General features: G+C 71.7%; 7 protein-coding genes and 1 riboswitch. Of the genes, 2 read left to right on the forward strand and 5 right to left on the reverse strand.

Annotated elements, in window-relative coordinates; all coding sequences use genetic code 11:
* Window positions 1-282 precede the first annotated feature (282 nt).
* Window positions 283-437: riboswitch (cobalamin riboswitch) on the forward strand.
* 33 nt (window positions 438-470) lie between these two features.
* Both JAO81_RS21305 and JAO81_RS21310 read left to right on the forward strand, forming a co-directional pair.
* The gene (locus tag JAO81_RS21305; RefSeq protein WP_199549502.1) at window positions 471-689 is read left to right on the forward strand and encodes a CbtB-domain containing protein; all 219 of its coding nucleotides are present in this window, start codon (window positions 471-473) and stop codon (window positions 687-689) included.
* 17 nt (window positions 690-706) lie between these two features.
* Window positions 707-1,462, forward strand: coding sequence for a CbtA family protein (locus JAO81_RS21310; RefSeq protein WP_199549503.1), 756 nt, complete (start codon window positions 707-709; stop codon window positions 1,460-1,462).
* 45 nt (window positions 1,463-1,507) lie between these two features.
* Here the strand turns inward: JAO81_RS21310 and JAO81_RS21315 are convergent, their stop codons facing one another.
* The 5 genes from JAO81_RS21315 to JAO81_RS21335 form a co-directional block, all read right to left on the reverse strand.
* A complete protein-coding gene (locus JAO81_RS21315; RefSeq protein WP_199549504.1) occupies window positions 1,508-2,161 on the reverse strand; it encodes a class F sortase in 654 nt (217 codons plus the stop codon).
* A gap of 13 nt (window positions 2,162-2,174) precedes the next feature.
* Window positions 2,175-2,699 (reverse strand): hypothetical protein, encoded by a 525-nt coding sequence (locus tag JAO81_RS21320; protein ID WP_199549505.1) that lies wholly within the window; start codon window positions 2,697-2,699, stop codon window positions 2,175-2,177.
* 90 nt (window positions 2,700-2,789) lie between these two features.
* Complete coding sequence (locus JAO81_RS21325; protein ID WP_165334754.1) at window positions 2,790-3,569, reverse strand: HAD-IIA family hydrolase; 780 nt, start codon at window positions 3,567-3,569, stop codon at window positions 2,790-2,792.
* A 100-nt stretch (window positions 3,570-3,669) separates the two neighbouring features.
* Window positions 3,670-5,202: an alkaline phosphatase family protein gene (locus JAO81_RS21330; protein ID WP_307813533.1), complete on the reverse strand. Its 1,533-nt coding sequence runs from the start codon at window positions 5,200-5,202 to the stop codon at window positions 3,670-3,672.
* Between the two features lie 103 nt (window positions 5,203-5,305).
* Window positions 5,306-5,912 (reverse strand): zinc-binding dehydrogenase (locus JAO81_RS21335; protein WP_199549506.1); only part of this gene is annotated, 607 nt, incomplete at its 5' end.

A 5,912-nucleotide genomic window follows, 5' to 3' on the forward strand; every position in this document is an offset into this window, starting at 1 on the left:
TGGACGGCCCCCCTGTGCCGGAGTCCCCGGATCCGGGCGGCCGCCACAGCCGCGCCCTGTCACGGAGCGGCTGCCTCCGCTTGTGACGACTTCAGCGACTGGTCTTCCCGAACCTCCCGTGCCGGCGCCGGGTTTCTCCCGCAGCCCGAGCGCGCACGGTCGAGGACCGGCCCGGCCGGCGGCTCCGGGGGGAGCGGGCCACCGGCCGGGTCGGGTGCGCGCGGGACCGCGCGGCGCGAGGGTGACGGAGGGATGCGCGGTTGACAGCCATCCCCCCGAGTTGGGACTCTCCGGACGACAAGTCCATACATCGAGGCGACGGTTGACAGGAACCCGGTGAGAACCCGGGACGGTCCCGCCACTGTGACCGCGTACGAGCTCCGCCCGGAGCATGCGTACACGGAAGTCAGGAACTGACCCGTCGTCCTCCTGCCTTGGGGCGTGGAAACCCCGGAAGGAGACCCACCCGGATGTCACTGCACTCGGCACAGCACCCGAGCACGACGGCTGCCCAGGACGCGACCACCAGGACCCGTGACTGGCTGATCGCCTCGGCCGCCGCGATCGTGGCGATCATCGCCCTGTACGCGGTGTTCTTCGACAACGGCACGCTGATCTCGGCGACCGGCGACTATCTGCACGAGTTCGCACACGACGGACGGCACCTCTTCGGCGCCCCCTGCCACTGATCGGGGCCCTCGCGGACATGTCGACTCCTGTACTTCCTCTGCTCGGGCGCGGGCTCGCGGCGGGAGGAGCGGCGGGCCTCGCGGCCGGCCTCTTCTCCCTGCTGCTCGCCGAACCCCTGATGGACCGTGCGATACGTCTCGAGGAGGCGCGCTCCCATGAGCACGCCGAAGCGGGCGCCGCCGCGGTCCAGCATCACGAGGAGCTCTTCACACGCTCCACGCAGCACTTCGGTCTGGTCGTCACCTCGGTGGTGTTCGGTCTGGCCCTCGGTGTCCTCTTCGCGATCGCCTACGCCCTCGTGCACCGCCGCGATCCGGACGCCTCCCCCTGGCCGCGCGCGCTGCTGTTCTCGGGTGCGGCCTTCCTCGCGATCTCTCTCCTGCCGGCCCTGCGCTACCCGGCCAACCCGCCGGGCGTGGGCGACTCGTCCACCGTGGCCGACCGCCAGGGCCTGTGGCTGGCCGCCGTCGTCATCGGCGTGCTCGGCATGTTCCTGGTCTGGCAGGTGTACGTACGGCTCGCGGGCCGGAGCGTTCCGGTACGGCAGGTCGCGGCGGCCGCGACGGGAGTCGCGGTGCTCGCGGTCCTGTTCGCGCTGCCCGGGAACCCGGACGAAGTCCCCGTGGCGGCAACGCTGTTGTGGGACTTCCGCGTCCTGTCGATCGCCTCGCACGCCCTGCTCTGGGCGGTGTTCGGGGTGGTCTTCGGTGCGCTCGGACTGCGCGCGTTCAGCCGGGCGGCGGCGCCCGCGGGGGCCGTGCCGGTGAGCTGACCTGTGCCGTGGCGTGACCTTGCGGGGGGGCTCTGACCTGATCGGTCAGGGCCCCTTGCCCGTCAGGAACGCGGAGACCACGACATTCGACGAGTACGTCTTCGTCGCCCGGTCGAAGGTGCCGCCGCAGGTGATGAGCCGCAGTTCGGCACGGTCGTCATGGCGCACCCCGTACGCCTTGTGCGGGTCGAACCCGGACCGGTCGTAGACCGCGACCTCCTCGACGGTGAACTCGGCGATCGTGCCGTCCGCCCTGGTCACGCGCACCTTCTCGCCGGGCTTGAGGGTGCTGAGGTTGTAGAACACGGCGGGCCGCGACTCGGTGTCCACATGCCCGACGAACAGCGCCGTACCCTTCGCGCCCGGCTTCACCCCGCCCCCGTACCAGCCGACGACACCGGCCTGGTCGTACGGCGGCGGTGCGATCGCGCCCTCGCTGTCGAGGCCGCGTTTGATCACGGGAGCCTGGACCCCTATCGACGGGATGTCCACGCGGTGCGGGCCCGCCTCGGGCAACGGCTTGATCGCGGGCGGGAGTTCGGCGGCGAGCAGCGGACGGCCGACGGCGGCGACATCGCCGTTCGTGGTGGACGAGCCGTCGGGCACACCGGCGATCTCACGGCCCCACAGCCACAGACCCACGAGCAGGACGGCCCAGGCGATGCCCGTGAGCAGCCGCCCGCTCCCGGAAGAACGCATCTGCGCCACGGGGCTATGCGCCGCCCCGTCGCCGGCGCACGAGGCGCCCGGCGACGGCGAGGCCCGCGGCGCCCGCGAGCAGCAGCCCGATCAGGGCGTGCCGCCAGCCCGGGCCCGTGCTCGGCTCCTCGGCGCTGAGGGAGGCCGTACCGCCGCCGCCCGCGCGGATCGGGGCGGTGGGGCTCGGCGTGGCCTGGCTGACGACGGTGACGGTGCCCTTGGCCTTGCCGTCCTCGCCGTCGCAGGTGACGGAGACGTCGTAGGTGCCGGGGGTCGCCGTCGACCGGATCATCGCCTCGCCGCTCATCGCGTAGCCGGCGCCGTCACGCCCGGTGAGGGCTCCGTCGGCGACGAACACCTGCGATTTGGCCGCCCCGGTCGTGCCGTCACACCCCGTGACGCTCAGCTCGACCTGGCCGCCCGGCGTGACGGTACTGGGACTGACTTTGACGGTGCCGTCGGCTGCGTGAGCAGGTGTGGTGAGCGCGAGAGCGGCGACGGTGGCGCACAGAGTGAGCCGGACCCGGGGTGAGGGCATGGTGGACCTCCTGCGTCGAGCGTCGCGCGCGCAGGTCCGGGGTGCATGCGGGTGTGGGCCGTATGGGTGGCGCGCCCGGCCCGCCGGCGCTCAGACCAGATCCACCAGATCCGCGATCGAGTCCACGATGTGCGACGGCCGGAACGGGTACTTCTCGACCTCTTCCGGGGTCGTGAGGCCCGTGAGGACCAGGTACGTGATCATCCCGGCCTCGAGGCCCGCGAGGACGTCCGTGTCCATCCGGTCGCCGATCATCGCGCTGGTCTCGGAGTGCGCCCCGATCGCGTTCAGACCCGTCCGCATCATCAGCGGGTTGGGCTTGCCCGCGAAGTACGGCTCCTTGCCGGTGGCCTTCGTGATCAGCGCCGCCACCGCGCCCGTCGCCGGGAGCGGGCCTTCGAGGGAGGGCCCGGTCTCGTCCGGGTTGGTGCAGATGAAGCGGGCACCGTTGTTGATCAGACGGACGGCCTTCGTCATGGCTTCGAAGGAGTACGTACGCGTCTCGCCGAGCACCACGTAGTCCGGGTCCGCGTCGGTCAGGACGTAGCCGATGTCGTGCAGCGCCGTGGTGAGACCGGCCTCACCGATCACGTACGCGGTGCCGTTGGGCCGCTGGTCGTCGAGGAACTTGGCGGTCGCGAGCGCCGAGGTCCAGATGTTCTCGACGGGGATGTCCAGGCCCATGCGCTTGAGCCGGGCGTGCAGATCACGGGCCGTGTAGATCGAGTTGTTCGTCAGGACCAGGAACGGCTTTCCGGACTCGCGCAGGCGCTTGAGGAAGGCATCGGCACCCGGGATCGGCACGCCCTCGTGGATGAGGACCCCGTCCATGTCGGTGAGCCAGGATTCGATCGGCTTGCGCTCTGCCACGGGACTGATCTCCGCTTCTCGGCCGGTTTTCGACTGTCCGGACACCGTCAGCCTAACGGGACGGGCCCGGTGCGGCCCGTCCCGTCCCAGCTCATGGACGTCAGCCGAGCGTCACGTTGTCCACGGCCCAGAACCAGTTGTTCGTTCCCGCGTACCGGAAACGGACCTGGACGTCCGAGACGCCCGCGGGCACCTGGAGCTGAAGGCTCTGCGCCTGGGCCGTCGCGTCGGCCGTGAAGGACTTCACCTGCTGCGCCGCCCCGCCCCCGTACGAGACGAGGACCTGGGCCGTCTGGCCCGCCTCGTGCCGGTAGTGGGTCTGGAAGCGCAGGGTGCGCGTGGTGCCGCCCTGCACCTGCCACTTGGGGCTGACGAGCGTCGAGTCGAACTTTCCGCTGTTGGTCTTGTCGTCCCATTCGTCGGAGTCGGCGACCGCGAAGACATCGCGGCCGCGGACGTTCAGCTCGCGCCACTGGTCGCGCTGCGCCTGCGTCCAGAACTCGTCGGTGGTGAAGGACCAGCCCCGCCACTCGGTGACGCCGCCGGTGCCCATCGCCGAGTTGTCCACGGACCAGCCGCTGGGCGGGGTGTGCGTGTAGCCCTTCACTCCGGCCGGGATGCCGGTCTCGTCCGTACGGGCCGCCAGAGATCCCCGTACGGTGTCGAAGGCGTCGTTGTCGGGGGCGTCCAGCGGTACGCCGTCGAGGCCCGCGGTGGAGACGCCGACCTGCTCGAGGGCGGTCGCGGCGACATCGACGAGGCGTACGTCATGACGGACCGAACCCGCCGCGATGCCCGCGCCCTTGGCGATGACGAAGGTGCCGCGCTCCTTGATGTCGGAGCCGCCGTGGCCGCCGCCGTCCTTGTGACCGTGGTCGGTGCTGACCAGGATCTTCCAGTTCTCCTGGGCATAGGTGGCGCGCGAGGTCACGGCATTGAGGACCGTGCCGATGTGCCGGTCGCTGCGGGCGATCGCGTCGAGGTACGCCTGGCTGCCGGGACCGGAGTTGTGGCCGGCGATGTCGATCTCGCCGAAGTAGACGAAGGCGGCGTCCGGGTTGCCGTTCCTCAGCTCGTCGGCGGCACCCGCGGCGATCTTCGGGTCCTCGACGCCGTACCCGTTGGCGTCGCCCTTGAGGCCGAGGCGCTTGTCGACGGTGGGCGAGAAGACGGGGCCGCCCGCGTCCGATGAGGCGATGGGTTCCCAGTCGGCGGCCGCGTAGGTGTTGAGGGAGGGGTTCGCCTTCTCGGCGCGGGTCAGGAAGTCGGGGTACGTGCCGAACTGCTTGCCCGCGAAGGAGTTGTCCTTCACGCCGTGCTTGTCGGGCCAGACTCCGGTGGCGATGGTCGACCAGCCGGGGCCGGAGGACGTGGCGGCCATCGGCGAGCTGTAAAGGGTGCTGCTCGCGGTCAGTCCTTCGGCCATCAGGCGCTTGAGGTTGGGGGCGTTCGCGGCCTTGATGCGGTCGAGGTTGGCACCGTCGAGGCCGATCACGAGGACCTTGTCCTTGATGGCGGCCGGGGCGGCGCCGGCGGCGCCGGCGGCGAGCTGGATCGTGCCGGCGAGCAGAGCCGTGGCCGTGAGGGCGACCGCTGCGGTGCGGCGGCTGCGTCTGTTGCGGACGATGAGCACGTACTCCTCCTATGTGGGGGCAGAGTTGAGTCGCCGAGGATCCTCGGCGGCCCGGATGGACGTGCGGTGACCGGTGGACGACGCCCGGTCGCAGAACGGAAGATCAGCTCCCGGGGGCGGCGGCCCGGTGGGGCCGCCCCGCCTGCCGCGGCGCTCCCGCTCCGTGGGCTCCCGCGAACGCGGCGTCGAGGGTGCCCAAGTCGTAGTCGCCGTGGACCAGTTCGGCGAAGGGGTACGCCGCGTGGTGGGCGGCGAGGAAGTCCACGGCTCGCTGGAGGTCGGCGGGGCGGTAGTTGTGGACCCCGGTGACCTTGTGCACTCCGCGGACCAGGCGCTCGGGGTCGAGGGGGACGGCGGGACCGGGGAAGACGGAGCCGGCGAGGACCGCGGTGCCGCCGACGGCCAGGGAGCCCAGGCAGGTGCGTACGGCGTCGGGGTGGCCGGAGAGCTCGAGAGCGACGTCGACATCCGCCGCCGTCGCGGCTGTTTCATGAGCCCCGAAGCGCAAGGCCTGCGCCCGGCGCTTCGGGTCCGGGTCCGACGCGACCACCTCGGCGCCGGCCTCCACCGCCATCGCCACGGCGGTGACGCCGAGCATCCCGGCGCCGGTCACCAGAACCCGGCGGCCGTCGGGCGGCCCGGCCTCGGCGGGTACGGCCGCCCCCGCCCCGGTGGGGGAGGAGGGCGGGGGGGGCACCTCGGCGGGGCGC

Source organism: Streptomyces sp. N35, from assembly GCF_016464295.1.
In the GTDB taxonomy this organism is placed as follows: Bacteria; Actinomycetota; Actinomycetes; order Streptomycetales; family Streptomycetaceae; genus Streptomyces.